Raw genomic sequence first — 15579 nt, forward strand, 5'->3', positions numbered from 1 at the left:
AAAATGCTGTCCAAACTCAAGGTACTGGTACTGGACGATCACGCCTACCAGTGCGTCCTGCTGAAAGACATGCTCGAGGAAGCGGGCTTCATGCACATCGAGACGACGCTGGACGCGCACGATGCGCTGGAGCGGATACAGCAGGATGGCCATCAGCTGGTGCTGATGGACGTCGACATGCCCGGCATGGACGGCGCCCAGTTCATCCATGAACTCGCCTGTCGCGATCTGAATCCGATACTGGCGATCATCACGGGATGTTCCCGCCGGATGAGCAACAGCATCGGCCTCATGGCAAAAGAGCGCGGCTTCGCCGTGCTGGGAACATTCATCAAGCCCGTTACCCCGGAGCAGATCGGCAGCCTGGCGGTGGGGCTGTTGAGAAAGCCGCTCTCGCAGCCGCCCGCGCAGCCCAACGCCTGCGCCAACCCTGGCCGGCCGCTGCTCGACCGGCGCATGCTTGAAAGCGCGCTGCGCGACGGCAGCATCCACGCCTGGTTCCAGCCCAAGAAATCACTCGTCTCCGGCAACATCGTCGGCGCCGAGGCGCTGGTCCGCTGGCAGCACAAGGATTTGGGCCTGATGCTGCCGTCCTCGTTCCTGGCGTCGCTGCGCGCCTATGACCTGGACCACGAGCTGCTCCTGCGCATGCTGGACGACGGCCTGAAGGCCTATTCCATCTGGCGCGACCAAGGACACCGCATCCCCATTTCGATCAACCTTTCCGCCAGCCTCCTGGACCTTCCGCAACTCCCCGACGAACTCCATGCCATGGTCGCCAGGCTGGGCGTTCCCGCCTCGGACGTGACCTTCGAACTGCTGGAAGACGCGATGCCGACACTCGCGGGCCAGTTCCACATGGGGGCAAGCCGTCTGCGCCTGAAGGGGTTCGGCCTATCGCAGGATGACTTCGGCAAGGGCTACAGCTCGATGTACAGCCTCATCTCCACGCCCTTCACCGAGGTAAAGATCGATCGGGCATTCGTTAACGGCGCCGCGGCGGACGAGGTACTGACAGCCGCCCTGGTGGCCTCTATCCAATTGGGGCGGCAACTGGGCCTGCAAGTAACGGCCGAGGGCGTGGAAACGCTGGAGGACCTGCAACTGCTGCGGCGGATCGGCTGTGATGTCGCTCAAGGGTTCCTGATTTCCGCCGCGGTCAATGTCGCGACCTTCTGCGAGTTGCTGGCCTATGAGCCCAATTCCTATTTCACCCCCCTTTCCCCGCCCCACTGAGGCTGGGCTTGCCGTCATTACTCCGATATTGGATATGCCGCTGAAGAAAAAAAACGGCGGCCCGCGCCGCCTGAGTATCGCGTTCCTCTACGCCCTTCCTCTCGCCCTGCTCTGCGCCGCCGCGCTCTACTGCGGACAACAACAAGTCCAGCGGCGGCATGCGGACCTGCAGCGGCTCGACTTCCCGACCCTGCTGCACACCAATGTCTGGCTATTCGCCTGCGCCTTGCTGCTGCTGGCCGCCGGACTCTACGCCTGCGCCGTCTGCTGGTACTGGTGCCGCCGCAACATCGTCGAGCCGGCGCAAGCCGCGCGGCGAATGCTCGCCGAATGCGAAGCGCTCAGCCGGACGATGCTCGCCACGGTGCCTTGCGCGCTATGCGCGCTCTCCCGCGAGAATGGCCGGCTGGTCTTCGGCAACGCCTTGGCACTGCAATGGCTGGGAGCCGGCGCCGGCCAGGCTCTGCCGGACACGCCCGATGCCAGGCGACTGCTGCAGCAAGCATTGGGTGCAGCGGAACCAGGCAGCATCGATGCGTTCAACGCCCGCGACGGCCGCCCGCTGACGGTTGCCTACGCTCCCACGCGCTACCGCCGGCAGGACGTGGTGCTGTGTGCCTTCGCGGACACCAGCGCGCGCGCCGAGATGGAGCATCTGCTTGGCCTCGCCAAGGCCCAGGCCGATAAGGTCTACGAATCCGGGGCCAGCATACTCGCCAACATCACCCGCGAGATCCGCACGCCGCTGTATGGGATGCTGGGTACTCTCGAAGTGCTGGGCATGACCGCGCTGGACGAAGAACAACGGCAGCATGTCGACCGCATCCAGAATGCCTCCCTCGTACTCCAGCAGCTCATCGGAGATCTGCTCGACATCGCCAGGATGGAGTCCGGTCAGCTGGCCCAGGAGGCCGGCGCGTTCGACCCGCGCGAGCTGGTCGAAAGCACGCTGGCGGCCCACGCCCCGCAAGCCGAACAGAAGGGACTGATCATCTATGGCTGTCTGGAAACCTCGGTGCCGGATTGCGTCACCGGCGACGCCGGCCGCATCCGGCAGATCCTGAGCAGCCTGCTGAGCAACGCCATCAAGTTCACGGATTCCGGTCACGTCGTCGTCAGGCTGCGCGCCCAGGCGATGCCCGACGGCAGAGTTCGTCTCGACCTGCAGGTTGCCGATAGCGGCATCGGCATCGCTCCGGCCGAACAGGCCATGCTGTTCAAGCCCTTCCATCAAGCCGGCGCCGGCCTGCAGGCTGCGCGCAGCGCCGGCCTTGGCCTGGGCTTGTTCCTGTGCGCCCGCCTGGCGGCGCTCATGGGGACCCGCATACAGGTCATCAGCGAACCGGGGCTGGGCAGCAGCTTTTCCGTTTCCTTCGTACTGGACCAGGAGGACGCGTCCTCCGGCCCGGCCCCGCAGTTGCAGGGCCTGCGCGTGCTGGTGCGCAGCGCCCGCAAGGAAGCTGGTGAGAGCGTGGCGCAGTGGCTGCGGCAATGGGGCGCCCAGTGCAGAACGGTCCCTGCCGGCATCGTCGCAAACGGCGACGGCGATGGCATGCTGGTGGACCTCGCATTGAGCAGGAATGCCGAACATGCCCCATGGAAAGGCCCCCGCATCATCGCGGGAACCGCGCGCAGTGGCGGCAGCGCAGTCCTGGTGGACCGGCACTCCGCGCGCCAGATAGGTTACGCCGTGCAGCACTTGATGCGGGGCGAAGCCAGCGTGCAATCTGACACATCCCTGCCTGTTCACGGTCTCCTCGGCCTCCGGATCCTGATCGTGGAGGGCAACCTCATCAACCAGGCCACGCTGCACGATCAGCTCATGCGCCTGGGTTGCCACGCCACGCTCGCATCCGACGGGGCCGAAGGACTGGCATTGTGGAACATACAGTCCTTCGACCTGGTCATGACGGATGCCGACATGCCTGGCATGAACGGTTATGCGCTCGCCAGGGCCCTGCGCGCCCAGGGCGCCACAACGCCCATCATCGCCCTGGTCATGAGCGCGACCCGGGCGGAGGAGCAGCGGTGCGCAGCGGCCGGCATGAACGGTTGGCTCGCCAAGCCGATAGGCTTGCGTGCGCTCAGGCAGCGGCTCCAGGAATACGCCGCCGCGTCCTCCCGTCAGCAAGAGGCGCCCGCCGCCGCCCCGCGGATTGCCGCGGATTCGCCGCGGACGGGCCAGGCAGCGGTCCCCGCCAAATACAAAGCCATCTTTCTGGAAACCATGGACAAGGATCTGGTCCGGCTGGAAACCTCGATGAAGAACGGCGACGGCGCGGATGTGCGCGCCTTGCTGCACCGGATACGCGGGGGACTGGCCGCCGTGCACATGGTCCCTTTGCTGAACCAGGCCGATGACCTCGCAGCCCTGCTGCGCAAGGAAGGCCCGGGCGGCGCGATGCCCCAGCAACTCGCCGCGTTCATCGCGCAGCTGCGCGGCAGAATGCTCGATATCGCGGAAGAAAAGGGCGCTTGAAGCCGAGCCGCCGGATTTCTGCTGCCGTTTCGGCATCAGATGCGACGCCGTCGCGCGCAATTAAGAATATTCCCATGGCCCATGCATCCAGTGATTTCTAGAATCACATCTTGCAAAAAAAGAATGCATGCCATGCGCGCAAGCATCGTCGCCATCCTGGCCGGCAACGCGCAGGCATGCGCCAAAAACAATGGAATCTATCCCCCGCGGCGGCGCAGGTTCTCGCTCCGCATTTCAGTCATCGGCAGAAGCCGGCTATCAACCAGTATTTTCCGCGGATGGCCGGGTATGCGAATATGCATTGCCCGATCTGCCCCCAGACCACGCATTCCAGCCTATCGGCGGCCCTCCCCCCACGCACGGATTGCGCCACGCGCTTCATCTCTTCCGTCAGGGAAATCAAGGCATACCACTGTCAGTCAGTTACGCGCGCGATGCCGCGAGCTTCCCGTGGTCGGCGCACAGCCTATGCGCGGAGCTGAACCTGTCGCTGGATCAAAACCGCCTGCGCTTGCAGCCCCTCCAAGCCGACGACGGCTCGACGGGGCCGAGCTATCCGGCGTCGCTGGTCACTCTCAACATCCCCATGACATGGGATCTGCTACCGGATGCCGAACTCTACAGGAACCGGCAGGATTTCGATGTCGGCCTGAGAGTGAGGATCGGCCCGACGCTGGTGGAAGGCCGGCCGGCTCCCCATGGCGTGCTGCGCGTCGTGGGCCTGCACCTGAAAATCCCCGAGCGACTCTCGGAGCATCCCATGCTGCATGGAAAGTTCTTTTCCCTGCTGCAGCGCGCACAAGCGTTCAAGCTGCCCGTGCTGGTCATGGACATCAATGACGCGATCGACTTTCATTGGATGCGGTCATTTCCGAACCTGACGTTCCAAGGGGACCTGCTGTCCACGCGCATAGGCGCGGACAGCCTGGACCTGCTGCTGACGATGGGTGGCGACAGATGGCGGGACTTCAAGGTGGGGGGGCATCCGCGATAGGCGCGCAGGAGCTGGTAGTCGCTGAGACCAGAACAAGAAATTTCTCAGCCCTGGAACAGTGTTGAACAAGGATGATGCATGGGGTCGGACGCACACGAAGCGTTCGCTACAACCCCGCCTTCACCATCCTCGAAGGCATTCATTCAACATCAACTCCAGGTTTTCATATGAAACTGAGCAAGATCCTGATCGCGATGGGATTGGCCGGCGCGTCTGTTGGCATGGCACATGCGGCTCCCATTTCCAAAACCATCAATCTGACGGCCCAGATCCACGACGCGATTTTCGTGTCCAAGCCCGACGGCTCCACGTGGTACGGAACCGAAGAACTCACCGCCAAGGACTACAAGCAAGAAGAGTTCACCAAGACCCTGCCGATCCGCGTTTGGACGACGGGCCCAGGCTTCAATGTTTCGCTGTCGAAGCCCCTGCAACTGTCTAACGGACCTTTGCAAATGGACGACTCCAAGGTTTTCATCACCCATTCCGCCGGCGATACGGAAGTGAAGTTCGGAAAAATGGAAAAGATTGTGCAGGTCGCGCAAAAAAGCCACGGCTATGACGAGCAGCACGACCTGAAAATCTCCGTCAAGGCGCCTAGCAAACCCGCCAACAGCACTCTGAGCACTAACGGCAGCTACAGCGGCGAGCTGGTCCTGTTGTTCGAACCCGCTCCGTAATCCGCCCCTCTCTCTCAAGGGCCCCGGCCGGGGCTCTCTCCTCCCCCTTTGGATTGCCGGGCATGTACGCTCATCGGATCCCCCATTGCCTAAAAAAAATCCTGGCCTGCATTCTTGCTGCGGCTTCCGCCCAAGCCTTTGCGCAGGCGAAGATCTCCTATGGCATTCCCCTTGGTTTCAGCGCGGTTGAAATGGACAACAGCGCGAGCTACGTATCCACCTTCAACGGCAAGACGCTGCCCGGACTGATCGCCTATTCCCCGCAGCAGAACCAACTCATGTTCGACCCGGTGAAATACGCCGAAAACGGCGTCACGCTGGAAGAAATAGAAGCCATCCGCCAAGTCGTTTCCAAGATCGACTACAAGCAATGCGTCAACGGCTGCGACCTGCGCGTCGCGGAGCACTACGTCACCATGGACAAGATCCGCCGCACGCTTCAGATCAGGAGCTCGCGAGACGACTACCTGTCTCCCGCGACCACCTGGGGGCTGATCAACAATCAGTCGCTGGACCTGCGCGGATCCTCCGACAGCTATCGCGCCATGAACGTCAGCGGCACGACGTGGCTGGGACTGCCGCTGCGCAGCTTCGGCTACATGAGCTGGTACGGCAGCCGCAACCGCATGCGCGGCCAGAGCAACCGCAATCAGGGCATATCGTCCTACTTCCTCCAGAAGAACTTTCAAAGCACCTATTTTCGGGCAGGTAAGCAGAACAGTCTCGATTACGCCTCGGGTTCGGTCAGCACCATGCTGTCGCCCAGCTTCGACCAGTTCGTCACGATCGGCAGCCAGGACCATTTGCGCGCCGACCGCGACGCAGGCTCACTTGTGCTGTATTCCACCGCTGAAGGGAACTACGAGTTCTACCGCAACGGGCGTCTCATCCTGAAGCGGCCCGCCATACTGGGTCGCAATGAAATCAGTTTCATCGACCTGCCCGGCGGCTACTATCCGGTGGAAATCCGGCTGGTGGACCGCAACGGCAATCTGGTCAACCGCGAAACGCGCGATATCAACAACCTGAACTTCAATGGCGGCGGCAGCAACTCCTGGCATATGACCGCGGGCAAGGAGATGGGCGCAGGCGGGCAGCTGTTCCAGGCCGCCGTCAGCCGCAACCTGAGCCAGTTCTACCTGAACGCCTCGTTCATCACCGGCGACCGATCCCGCTGGGCAGGCGAAATAAACGCCACGCGCCCCTCCCGCATCGGCACGGTGGACCTCACCCCCACTGTGGGCCTGCTAAGCGGTGAACTCGGCACGGGCGGCTATTTCAACCTGTGGATGAACGATCCCGTGCTGGGCAGCCTCTCGACCAGCCGTTACCAGAGCACAAGCGTATCGCGCTTTTATTGGGGCGCGCCCAGTACCAGCTTGTCATACAGCAGGAGCGTGGGCGAGGTCGTGCTGGGCTACAACTACAACAAGCATAGTCGCGGTGAAACACAGCAGGCAGAAGCGCGCTGGAGCTACCGTCCCAACGGCCTGTGGTCGAGCTTCTCGCTGGGCGTGCAAAAAGGCGGCTACATCCGAGGCGACGGCGGCTACGCCGTCTACTTCAACATGGCCTGGACCCTGGACAAGGCGCAGGCCAGCTTCCGCGCGGCCCGCCAAGGGGGCGAGACCCAGCTCGGCAGCGACTACCGCAAGGAATTCCAGGATAGCTACGGCGCCTCGACCGCCGGCGTAACGGTCAACCGGAGCAACTCAAGCAACAGCGTCAACCTCTACGGCAGCCGTTCCAGTACGCGCGGCGACACCTCCCTCAGCCTGGGCCATAGCGGCTTCGGCAGCAACGCGGACTTCAACTACCGCGGCATGCTGGCGGCCAGCGCTGACGGCGTCGCGCTTGGCCGCCACAGCGGCAGCGGCAGCGCCATACTGCTGGAAACCCCCGACATTGGGGGCACGGCATACGGTTTCAGCGTGGAAGGCCACCCGGTCGCAGGCGGCAGCTCCTACGCTGTTCCATTGAACAACTATCGCGACTTGCCGTTTGCCCGAGTCTTGAGCAACAGCGAAGACATGGACATGAATATCGAAGTCCCGGTCAATGTGGTCCGCGCCCATCCCGGGCAGGTCTACGCGGCGCAGGCCAAGGTGGCAATCAACATGATCTACAGCGGCATCCTGATTGATGCATCTGGCAGGCCCGTTGGCGGAAAAATCCGCGAAACCGGCGACACCGCGTATCCCAACGGGCTGTTCTCGGTAGCCAGCAAATCCGTGCTGCGCAAGATCACAGTGGAACAGCCCGGCCGGCGCTACGACTGCGACCTGACGAACACTTTCAACGGCAGCTACTACCGCTGCCGGTGAGCGGATGCCAGAACAGGAGAAAACAATAATGCTACGCACCATATGGTCCATGCTGTTCAGCTTGACGCTGTTGACGGCGCCCCATGCACAAGCCGAAGGCGAACTGATGGTCATGCCGGCCCGTTTGAAGGTCTTCAATGGTCACGAGTACGGCGTGGACCTCAGGAACGTGGGCGACGCGCCGCTCTATTTGTCGATATCTCTGTCGAAAGTGACGAACCCAGGCCTCACGCCCGAAAACAAGGTGCCCGTGAATGAGCTCGAGCGCCCCAGCCTGCTCGCCAGCGCGGACAAGCTGACGCTGGGGCCCGGTCAAAGCCGCTCGGTCAGCCTGAAGTCATTGTCCGTACCCACGGAGGAAGAAATGTACCGCCTGTATGTCGTCCCGATGAAGGCCATGCAGGTGGAAGACGCGCCTCAGGACAAGATCACGGCTCCCGTGTCCGTTGCCGTGGGTTATGGCGTCCTGATCCAGCACATGCCGCCACCCGCGCAGCAGCGTTCGGGCTGGTCGTACCGCTGCGAAAACGCGGGCATAACGCTCGAAAACACCGGCAATGTTCACCTGATCCTCTCGGACGTTGCCACGTCAGGCCGCAAGCAGCAACTGGACAGAGTGGCATTGTTTCCCGGCACGCCTCAACACTTCGCGGGCGACGGCCTGACGATGCGGCTCGACGACACTCAGCAGAACATTGATTGCCACCAATGAACACAATCACCATGATCCGAAAATCGAGCGTGACGCAAGGGCTTGTCCGGCAACGGGTGCGCATCTGGTTTGCCTACGCACTCCTGGCGGTAGGCGCAATCATCGCGAGCGCTGGCGTTTTTGCGCAGCCAACGGTACCGATGCTAGTTGGCGACGTGACCGACGGCTACAGCAATTGCGCCTTCGAAAGTGGCATGAATGGCAGGTTCTACCGGCTGACTGTCAAGTTCAAGAAGGCCCGGGGATATCTAGGATCGAAATCTCCAGATCTCTATGGCCGGGGATTCATGCTGTACCACTATGACAAAGACGGACGCCTTTATGTCGGGGATGCTAAGCGCGGCAACCGACCCATTCATTTCGGTGTCGCCCTCGACGATGTTCTTTCCAACAATTTCATTCCTTCAGGGGGCGTAGATCCATTTGCCCTGTATTACTGGGAAAATTCCATCGGTTTCCGTGTTGAAAGAGCCTGGCAGCAGCAGGATGCACACACGGCCAGTGTGCGCATCATATCTTTTGATTCGATGATTTCAACTCCAGCTAATTATGTGGCGGTCGCCATACGCGCTGCCAATATCTCGACGAACTACAAGCGCCCGCTCCTCCTCTGGTCAGATGCGTACGGCGAGATTGTCGCCGACAACAAAATGGCCTACATCGTGCATACCGAGGTGCCCGGCGTTTGCCACATCATCACGGATCCCAACAACCCGCCGCCCATGGAAGCGCGGATCAACATGAATGCGCCGGACTGGAACCTGGGTGAACTGCAGCCAGGGGCTCCGAAGGACAGGCCATTCAGCAACACAGCTGAACAACTGTGCTTCACCTATGACGGCCCGAAATTGGCAGGCTTGCGCTACGCCATCAACGCCACCAACCAGAACGGCTTGTCGGGCAATGGCTGGTACCAGCTCACGCACCTGACCTCGCCCTCCGACAAGGTGCCATATCGGGTCGTGCTGCTGAACGCAGATACCAATAGCGAAGTCGAGTTGCCCAACACCAGTAATGTGGTCTCTACCTTGGCCAACACAGGGCGCGAATGCTTCAGGCCCACATTCAAGACCAACACGCCCAAGGCAGCAAAGGAGGGCGACTATGCCGACGTGCTCACCTTCACGGTCGTCGCGCGGCCTTAGCCCAAGCCATGAGCCTTCATGCCCTTCCCCGGCGGATCGCCCGCCGCACCGCGTTTGTCGTCGCCGCGCTCACCCTGCCCTGGCCGCAGCACGGCCTGGCAGCGGGCAGCCTGCACCTGCCACGCGCCGAGCTGCGGCTGGAACCTGGCAAAGCTGCGGGCGAGCTGCTGGCGGAAAACCGCGGCGACAGCCCCCTCTACCTCGATGTGGAGCAGCAGCTGCTGCTCAATCCCGGATCGACGCCGGAGATCCTGGTGCCGGTTGGCGAGACAGAGCAGCCCGGCCTGCTCGTGACCCCCAACCGCCTGATCCTGGCGCCAGGACAAGAGTACCGGATGAACATGCGCGTCTTGAGTACGCCCGCCCGCACGCAAGTCTGGCGCATTACCTTCCGGCCCAGGGAGCGTGTGATCGTGAATCCCGGCGAGGTCGATGGGAGCGCTCCCCTGATCCTCAACATGGCGTATGGCGTGCTGATCTATCAAATCGCCGCGCACCCTCAGCCTTGAATCCCAAGAGGACCTACACATGAACAGAATCGCAGCCCAAGCCTGCCTGCTGCTGACTCTTGGCATACTCTCCGCGGCGGCCTCCGCCGTAAACATCATCGTAGGCGGCGATACCACCAGCAAGATCACCGCCACGGTCAAGGCAGCCAACAGGCTACTGGTCACGGACGACAAGGGCGGCTGGTTCGATCAGGGCTTGGCCTTGCAACAGCAGCGTGGCTGGGAATCACCCTATGAGACGCAGGCGCGCTTGCGCATCGTGTCTACGACCGGGGCGTTTCAGGTACGCATGGACCGGCCGCTGGAAATCCGCAACACGGCCAACCCGGCCCAGATGTTCCGCCAACCCAAGGTTTCCCTAGCGGCGGAAGGCGGTGAGCAGAAAATCCTTGCCGTCGGGCAGGACACCAGATTCCAGAATCCGCTACCCCCGGCGGCGGGCGAAGACTCCATTGGCTACTACGGCCTGGCGATTTCAGCCCTGCCGCCCCAAGGCAATTTCAAGGAGACCGCGGGCAACTATGTCGGCGAGTTGTCGCTGGTCTTTGAACCGGTAGCCCGGGACCCCTGAAGCGCAGCGCGCTATCGAATTTCAAAGAGAAGCAGATGAAACCCTCTCGCTGTCTGTTGCTACTCCTGGCGCCCTGGCTTGCTGCGCCTGCGCTCGCGCATGTCGACGTCACGCCCAAACTCGCCGTCGTGCAAGGCAAGCCCGCCTCAGTCTATGTAGTCAATCAGGGCGATCGCGCGGAGTACGTGTCCATCGCCCTGTCGCGCCTGCTCAATCCTGGCGTCGAGATCGAACAGGAACGCCTGGAGCCTGTCGCACAGACGGAGCAGCCCGCGCTCTACGTCTCACCGTTCAAGCTCTCGCTCGCGCCCGGGCAGAGCAAGACCATCACGCTCAAGCCGCTGGCAGACGTGGAGCAGGAACAGGTCTATCGGCTGGACATCAAGCCGGTCGTCAACCTGCTGGATCGCGGAGGGCAAGGTACCTCCGGCAACGTAGTCGTCACCCTTGCATTCAGCACTCTGGTACGGTTACTGCCACAAAGCGAGACCTCGGAACTGTCGCAGCGCTGCGATGCGGAAGGCGCCTGGCTGGCCGCGTCGGGCAATGTGCGCTATCAGGTGAAGGACGCCACGGTCGATGGCCGGCCGGTGGATCCCTTTCACGTATATCCGGGCTCGCCCATCCTGTTGAAAGGCCGCGCGGTACAGGTTCCCGGCCAGCCATCCTGCCCGTCCGCCGGACCTTGATTTCCGGCAAATCCGCACACGGCGCCGGCAGCGGCCATGGCGCCGCCGCCACACCCGCGACGCGTCGACAGTGCTGCATTCGCGCACTTGCGGTAACCTTCAGCCTGAACAAATCTGAGGTGTTGGAAATAACAATGGGTTTTGAAAAACTTGCCGACCTGCGCGAGCAGCTGCGGGCACAGGCTCAAAAGGCAGTGCCGGTCCAACCGAAGGCGGCAGGCCGGACGAAAAAGCGGGAGCCTGATCAAGCCAAGGCCGCCACCCGGCCCCAGCAAAAGCGCGAGCCCGTCGACCCGGTGGTCGAGGCCATCTGGCGCCTGCAGAAGCACTTCCCCCAGGCTTTCCCCAAGAATCCCGCGCCGAAGCTGCCGCTCAAGCAGGGCATCCTGGCCGACGCGGCCCAGCATCTGGAAAAGCTGGGCATGACGGAAGAACAGCTGAAGCAGGCCATCGCAACCTGGTGCAAGGGCAGCCGCTACTGGAGCAGCATGGTCGCGGACGCCACGCGCGTCGACCTGCAGGGCGAGCCAGCGGGCACGGTGACGGCGGAACAGGCTTCCTATGCCCGCCGCCAGGCCTCGCGCCGGCCGGCCGGCAAGGCCCGTCCCGCGAAGAAGGCTGCCACGCCGGCGTCCTCGCCTGCTGACGCTCCTGCTGCTGACGCGCCCGTCGACGCGCCCGCGCCAGAATCCGCACCCGAGTCCACGGCCACCGCGCCGGTGTCCAGCGACACGCCCTGACGGCGCCGCACAGCCCGGCTGTACGGAGATTTTCACTTCCCCGCGCAACCGGGCTACACAAGCCTTAAATTCTGTGTATAATCGCTGTCTTTGGTGGACACGGCCTTCTGAAAACCAAGTCAGAAATCACACCAAAACGCAGTGCCCCCGCGGGAGTAGCTCAGTTGGTAGAGCGCAACCTTGCCAAGGTTGAGGTCGCGAGTTCGAGACTCGTCTCCCGCTCCAAATACAAAAAGGAAGCAACGGCCTACACCGCGCTTCCTTTTTTCTTGCAAGTTCTGGCGCAATGGCAGAGTGGTTATGCAGCGGATTGCAAATCCGTGTACGTCGGTTCGATTCCGGCTTGCGCCTCCAGCAATTTCAAAAAACCCGCAGATAACGCTCTGCGGGTTTTTTGTTTTTCCGGACCCGCCAATTACCGCGCCGGCTGCCAGTCAGCCTCGCGGGTAGCCAACGAAGCCAGACATTCCGCTTGCCAGGCAAACTCCGGCTCGAACGATTCGGGATCTGAAACCGCGCCATAGCCGCCCTGGCCGTAGACTGCGGCGTAAGCCGCATATTCGGCCGCGCGGAGCGCCTTGCCGGCCAGAGCGCTGGCGACGGCGTAGGTCGCCGACACGGCGGCATGGCCGCAGCCATCCATGGATTTCGACCCCTGATGCTGGTTCGCCAGGCGCGCGGCCTGAGCGCAAACCTGCTGTAGCCGTTCGTGGTCGATCGTGCCGTCCAGATACTGGCCGAGCATCGCCAGGCAATCCACGACATCCTGCTCCTCAAGCAAGTGTTCGACCCTAAGCGCGCAGGCATGACCGAATGCCAGACGCAGGCGTTCATTGCGATCGGCATCCAGATCGTGCTGTTTCGCGAGGCGTTCCAGGGATGCGTTCATGGCGCCGCCACTTGCGGATTCACCATGTTTACCGGCGCCCCCGCCGCAAACGCGAGAATCTGGTTGAACACGTCCTTGAACTGCAGATCCCATTCCTCGTAAGTCACGTATCCGATGTGGGGCGTGCACAGGACGTTGGGCATCTGCAAAAGCGGATTCGAAGTATCGGTCAAGGGCTCCTGCTCGAAAACATCCAGCGCCGCCATGCCCGGGCGCTTGGCCAGCAGCGCCGGCGCCAGGGCGCCGGGTTCGATAAGCCCGGCGCGGCTGGTGTTCACGAGCAGCGAACCCTCTTTCATGACGGCAAGATCCGCTGCGGTGACGATGCCCTTGGTCGCGGGCACCAGGCGCATATGCAGCGACAGCACGTCACAGGACGAGAAAAACTCCGCCTTGGACGCCGCGATTTCGTGGCCATCTTCACGCGCGCGCTGCAGCGACTCGGGACGGGCCCAGACCAGCACCCGCATGCCGAATGCCTGCGCGTAACCCGCCACCACCCGGCCGATGCGTCCATAGCCGAAAATGCCCATGGTCTTGCCTCGGACAGTGTGCCCAACCCCATATTGCCAACGGCCCTGACGCATGGACTCCACCTGTTGCGGCAGTTGGCGCATGGCGGCCAGCACCAGTGTCCACGTCAGTTCCGCGGCAGCATACGAAGGCGTATCCGCGTGCAGGTCCGAACAAACCAGGACGCCATGATCGCTGCAGGCGGTGACGTCGATATGCGGATAGACGCTGCGCTGGCTGATCAGGCGCAGCTTCGGCAGACGCTGAATCAATTCGCGCCGTATCGTGGTGCGCTCGCGGATCAGCACCAGCGCTTCCGTATCGGCGAGACGCTGCGCGAGCACATCGATATCTTCCATGTGATCCGTCCAGACGGTGACCTCGTGATCGCGCAGCAGCGAGTAACAGGGCAGGCGGCGAAGCGTGTCGAACCAGTCGTCGAGAATAGCGATCTTCATATGTCGGAACCCGCCGAGTAGAAGTTGATACTCAGTTTTTACGCCGCCTGCGACTCCCCGTAAATCAGAATCGCAGAAGGACCGGCGGCCGAGATCGAAGATGAGGATCTCATGTACGATTGCGGCCCGCCCTCCAGCATCTCGTTACGCATCACTACGCGCCGTCAATCAAATGATTGCTATGGTGACGCCGTTTGCAACTGACGACGATCCCATGCGCACCCTTCCGAACTCTCGAACCCGCTCTTCCTCCGCGCTGCTGACGCTGTCCACGGCGGCATTGCTCACGCTGGCCCCGCTTGCGGCGCAGGCGGATTCGGACAAGCACCGCCACCGGCACGGACGCGAGTATAAAGAGCAGTATTGGGACGGCGCCTGTAAGGTCGAGCGCAAATGGAAGCGCAACGGCGACTACCAGGAAAAGCGCAAGTGCCGGGACGACTATCGCCATGGCTACGTGCAAATGCCGCAGCCGGTGATGGTGCCCGCGATGCCGGCGCCCGCCATCATCATCAACCCTCCTCCCATCATCATCCGGCCCTGAACATGGATCAATCGGTGAAGGACGCGCTCGCGCGCTGGCCCGACGTGCCGGCGGTGTACGGCTGGCTGTCCCTGGACGCGCGCGGCCGCTGGCGCCTGCACCCGCAAGGCCAATCGGCCGCGGGCGGGCCGGGCGAGTCCATCACCAACACCCAGATCCTGGAATTCATCAACCGCAACTATGAACACGATGACGCGGGCCGCTGGTTTTTCCAGAACGGTCCCCAGCGCGTATTCCTGCGCCTGGACGCGGCGCCGTATGTGTTGCGCTTGAGCGATGACAACAGCGGCCTGCTCACGCACACGAACCAGGCGGTCGATTCGGTCAGCGCGTGGAGGCTGGACGACGCGGGCCAGCTGTATGCGATGACGCCATTGGGAGCGGGCATCGTGCTGGACCGCGATCTGCCGCCGCTGCTGGAGAAGATGGCCACGGCGGAAGGGGAACCGCTGCTGGATGCGCTGGAGCAACTCTCGCCCGGCGGTACGATCCAGGCCGCTCTGCCTGGAACCTATGCGGCCGCGCCGCTGGCGCTGATCGCGCAGAAGGATGTGGCGCAGGAGTTCGGCTTCATGCCGGCCCCCCGCGCCTGAACAACACGCTCAGAACATGCCGTTGGGATTGGCGGACTGCTCGGGGATGGGCTGCACCGCGTCCCAGTGCTCCACGATCTTGCCCTGCTCCAACCGGAAGATGTCGATGATGGCGCTGCCACGGTCGCCTGGCTGGCGCACCGCATGCACGTGCAGGATCACATAGTCGCCGTCAGTGAAGACGCGCTTGATCTCGCTGCGCGACTGCGGGAACTTGTCGCGCAGGAAGGCGATGAACTTGCGGAAGCCCTCGGGCCCATCGGCCGCGTTGGGGTTGTGCTGCACATAACGGTCGCCCACGTACTTCAGCGCCGCATCCGCGTCCTTCTGGTTCAGGCCCTTCTCGTAGAAAGCCAGCACGGCTGCCTTGTTGGCGGCTTCCTGTTCGGCGGACGCATGGGCGGCGGGCGACAAGGCCAGGGCCAGCATGGCCGCGGCGGCGGCGCGCTTGAAATATGGCTTGAGCAGGAACATGGAAACTCCGAAGTGGAAAAAGGCCAGGC

Annotated in this window: 16 protein-coding genes and 2 tRNA genes; 15 read left to right on the top strand and 3 right to left on the bottom strand. The window is 62.7% G+C overall.

The annotated features are described in order from the left end of the window. The first annotated feature begins 3 nt into the window (after positions 1-3). The 13 genes from WBB14_RS18605 (at position 4) to WBB14_RS18665 (ending at position 12433) form a co-directional block, all read left to right on the top strand. Positions 4-1236: an EAL domain-containing response regulator gene (locus tag WBB14_RS18605; RefSeq protein WP_424241133.1), complete on the top strand. Its 1233-nt coding sequence runs from the start codon at positions 4-6 to the stop codon at positions 1234-1236. A gap of 34 nt (positions 1237-1270) precedes the next feature. Continuing rightward, the gene (locus WBB14_RS18610; protein ID WP_424241134.1) at positions 1271-3715 is read left to right on the top strand and encodes an ATP-binding protein; all 2445 of its coding nucleotides are present in this window, start codon (positions 1271-1273) and stop codon (positions 3713-3715) included. A gap of 190 nt (positions 3716-3905) precedes the next feature. Then, positions 3906-4709 (top strand): hypothetical protein, encoded by an 804-nt coding sequence (locus WBB14_RS18615; protein WP_424241135.1) that lies wholly within the window; start codon positions 3906-3908, stop codon positions 4707-4709. A gap of 167 nt (positions 4710-4876) precedes the next feature. Further along, positions 4877-5389 carry a fimbrial assembly protein gene (locus tag WBB14_RS18620; RefSeq protein ID WP_424241136.1) on the top strand — a complete coding sequence of 171 codons (513 nt, stop codon included), beginning with the start codon at positions 4877-4879 and terminating at the stop codon, positions 5387-5389. Between the two features lie 191 nt (positions 5390-5580). Further along, a complete protein-coding gene (locus WBB14_RS18625; RefSeq protein WP_424241137.1) occupies positions 5581-7713 on the top strand; it encodes a TcfC E-set like domain-containing protein in 2133 nt (710 codons plus the stop codon). 28 nt (positions 7714-7741) lie between these two features. Next, positions 7742-8425: a pilus assembly protein gene (locus WBB14_RS18630; protein WP_424241138.1), complete on the top strand. Its 684-nt coding sequence runs from the start codon at positions 7742-7744 to the stop codon at positions 8423-8425. Then, positions 8422-9570: a hypothetical protein gene (locus tag WBB14_RS18635; RefSeq protein WP_424241139.1), complete on the top strand. Its 1149-nt coding sequence runs from the start codon at positions 8422-8424 to the stop codon at positions 9568-9570. The genes WBB14_RS18630 and WBB14_RS18635 overlap by 4 nt, the downstream gene beginning before the upstream one ends. Positions 9571-9578: 8 nt before the next feature. Continuing rightward, entirely contained in the window at positions 9579-10079 is a 501-nt protein-coding gene (locus WBB14_RS18640) for a hypothetical protein (protein ID WP_424241140.1), read from the top strand. A gap of 19 nt (positions 10080-10098) precedes the next feature. Next, positions 10099-10650: a hypothetical protein gene (locus WBB14_RS18645; protein WP_424241141.1), complete on the top strand. Its 552-nt coding sequence runs from the start codon at positions 10099-10101 to the stop codon at positions 10648-10650. Between the two features lie 35 nt (positions 10651-10685). Continuing rightward, entirely contained in the window at positions 10686-11339 is a 654-nt protein-coding gene (locus WBB14_RS18650; RefSeq protein ID WP_424241142.1) for a hypothetical protein, read from the top strand. 134 nt (positions 11340-11473) lie between these two features. Then, positions 11474-12079 carry a ProQ/FinO family protein gene (locus WBB14_RS18655; protein WP_424241143.1) on the top strand — a complete coding sequence of 202 codons (606 nt, stop codon included), beginning with the start codon at positions 11474-11476 and terminating at the stop codon, positions 12077-12079. Positions 12080-12228: 149 nt separating this feature from the next. Then, positions 12229-12304: transfer RNA gene (locus tag WBB14_RS18660), tRNA-Gly, on the top strand. A 55-nt stretch (positions 12305-12359) separates the two neighbouring features. Then, a tRNA-Cys gene (locus tag WBB14_RS18665) sits at positions 12360-12433 on the top strand. Positions 12434-12494: 61 nt separating this feature from the next. Here the strand turns inward: WBB14_RS18665 and WBB14_RS18670 are convergent. Together WBB14_RS18670 and WBB14_RS18675 are read right to left on the bottom strand one after the other, a co-directional pair. Then, complete coding sequence (locus tag WBB14_RS18670; protein ID WP_424241144.1) at positions 12495-12968, bottom strand: hypothetical protein; 474 nt, start codon at positions 12966-12968, stop codon at positions 12495-12497. After that, positions 12965-13939, bottom strand: a complete 975-nt coding sequence (locus tag WBB14_RS18675; protein ID WP_424241145.1) for a D-2-hydroxyacid dehydrogenase family protein — start codon at positions 13937-13939, stop codon at positions 12965-12967. Before WBB14_RS18675 ends, WBB14_RS18670 begins: the two co-directional genes overlap by 4 nt. 181 nt (positions 13940-14120) lie before the next feature. Between WBB14_RS18675 and WBB14_RS18680 the strand changes: the two genes are divergently transcribed. Both WBB14_RS18680 and WBB14_RS18685 read left to right on the top strand, forming a co-directional pair. Continuing rightward, a complete protein-coding gene (locus tag WBB14_RS18680) occupies positions 14121-14483 on the top strand; it encodes a hypothetical protein (RefSeq protein ID WP_424241175.1) in 363 nt (120 codons plus the stop codon). 2 nt (positions 14484-14485) lie between these two features. After that, positions 14486-15076, top strand: a complete 591-nt coding sequence (locus WBB14_RS18685; protein ID WP_424241146.1) for a DUF2946 family protein — start codon at positions 14486-14488, stop codon at positions 15074-15076. 9 nt (positions 15077-15085) lie between these two features. Here the strand turns inward: WBB14_RS18685 and WBB14_RS18690 are convergent, their stop codons facing one another. Then, positions 15086-15550 carry a nuclear transport factor 2 family protein gene (locus WBB14_RS18690; protein ID WP_424241147.1) on the bottom strand — a complete coding sequence of 155 codons (465 nt, stop codon included), beginning with the start codon at positions 15548-15550 and terminating at the stop codon, positions 15086-15088. Positions 15551-15579: the final 29 nt, after the last annotated feature.

Source organism: Achromobacter sp. (assembly GCF_049647645.1).
Taxonomy (GTDB): domain Bacteria; phylum Pseudomonadota; class Gammaproteobacteria; order Burkholderiales; family Burkholderiaceae_B; genus Achromobacter.

What these genes read in the sequence shown, in the direction of transcription:
- WBB14_RS18680 (WP_424241175.1), top strand. Translation starts at nt 14,121, where the DNA reads ATGGTGACGCCGTTTGCAACTGACGACGATCCCATGCGCACCCTTCCG.
- WBB14_RS18625 (WP_424241137.1), top strand. Translation starts at nt 5,581, where the DNA reads ATGGACAACAGCGCGAGCTACGTATCCACCTTCAACGGCAAGACGCTG.
- WBB14_RS18650 (WP_424241142.1), top strand. Translation starts at nt 10,686, where the DNA reads ATGAAACCCTCTCGCTGTCTGTTGCTACTCCTGGCGCCCTGGCTTGCT.
- WBB14_RS18675 (WP_424241145.1), bottom strand. Translation starts at nt 13,939, where the DNA reads ATGAAGATCGCTATTCTCGACGACTGGTTCGACACGCTTCGCCGCCTG.
- WBB14_RS18655 (WP_424241143.1), top strand. Translation starts at nt 11,474, where the DNA reads ATGGGTTTTGAAAAACTTGCCGACCTGCGCGAGCAGCTGCGGGCACAG.
- WBB14_RS18630 (WP_424241138.1), top strand. Translation starts at nt 7,742, where the DNA reads ATGCTACGCACCATATGGTCCATGCTGTTCAGCTTGACGCTGTTGACG.
- WBB14_RS18610 (WP_424241134.1), top strand. Translation starts at nt 1,271, where the DNA reads ATGCCGCTGAAGAAAAAAAACGGCGGCCCGCGCCGCCTGAGTATCGCG.
- WBB14_RS18685 (WP_424241146.1), top strand. Translation starts at nt 14,486, where the DNA reads ATGGATCAATCGGTGAAGGACGCGCTCGCGCGCTGGCCCGACGTGCCG.
- WBB14_RS18620 (WP_424241136.1), top strand. Translation starts at nt 4,877, where the DNA reads ATGAAACTGAGCAAGATCCTGATCGCGATGGGATTGGCCGGCGCGTCT.
- WBB14_RS18605 (WP_424241133.1), top strand. Translation starts at nt 4, where the DNA reads ATGCTGTCCAAACTCAAGGTACTGGTACTGGACGATCACGCCTACCAG.
- WBB14_RS18645 (WP_424241141.1), top strand. Translation starts at nt 10,099, where the DNA reads ATGAACAGAATCGCAGCCCAAGCCTGCCTGCTGCTGACTCTTGGCATA.
- WBB14_RS18670 (WP_424241144.1), bottom strand. Translation starts at nt 12,968, where the DNA reads ATGAACGCATCCCTGGAACGCCTCGCGAAACAGCACGATCTGGATGCC.
- WBB14_RS18640 (WP_424241140.1), top strand. Translation starts at nt 9,579, where the DNA reads ATGAGCCTTCATGCCCTTCCCCGGCGGATCGCCCGCCGCACCGCGTTT.
- WBB14_RS18615 (WP_424241135.1), top strand. Translation starts at nt 3,906, where the DNA reads ATGGAATCTATCCCCCGCGGCGGCGCAGGTTCTCGCTCCGCATTTCAG.
- WBB14_RS18690 (WP_424241147.1), bottom strand. Translation starts at nt 15,550, where the DNA reads ATGTTCCTGCTCAAGCCATATTTCAAGCGCGCCGCCGCCGCGGCCATG.
- WBB14_RS18635 (WP_424241139.1), top strand. Translation starts at nt 8,422, where the DNA reads ATGAACACAATCACCATGATCCGAAAATCGAGCGTGACGCAAGGGCTT.